Annotated in this window: 1 pseudogene; it reads right to left on the bottom strand. The window is 34.6% G+C overall.

Annotation, left to right across the window (positions count from 1 at the left end):
• Positions 1–471: pseudogene (locus tag BAU27_RS32625) on the bottom strand (hypothetical protein); the annotation flags it as partial.

The following is a 471-nucleotide window of genomic DNA, read 5'->3' as shown; positions in this document are numbered from 1 at the left end:
TAGCTTCCCACCTTGGAATCGTCAACTTTGATGGATCATTTTCTATATATTCAATTGCCCCATAAAACCTATCTGGTGCACCAATTGGTGTTGATACACCATTTCCTCCATGATCTACTTTAAACATCGTTCCATCATAGTCAAGCCTAGCTCCTTCATAATTTTCAAACAGTGTTTTTAAATTTGCACTATGCTCATCAACTGCAGTAAATCCTCTTACACCTGTATAGTTTTCGTCATATAAATACTTATATATATCACTTTGCGGGATTACTTTTTTCATCTTTGTACCAACATCAGGTACTCCAATTTCATTTCTTATATTATCAACCACTGTCTTTTCATTAGCATTTAACACCCTATCTGGATGTAACAACTCAACAAATTCATCTACTGAATACCCACTATTATTAATAAGGTTTTTAACACTATCACTGGTATTTAGCTCAGCATTACTTAACCCCTCTGGAG

Source organism: Bacillus sp. NH11B (genome assembly GCF_001884205.1).
Classification (GTDB): domain Bacteria; phylum Bacillota; class Bacilli; order Bacillales; family Bacillaceae_G; genus Bacillus_A; species Bacillus_A proteolyticus.
This window is presented reverse-complemented; position numbering and strand designations above follow the sequence as displayed.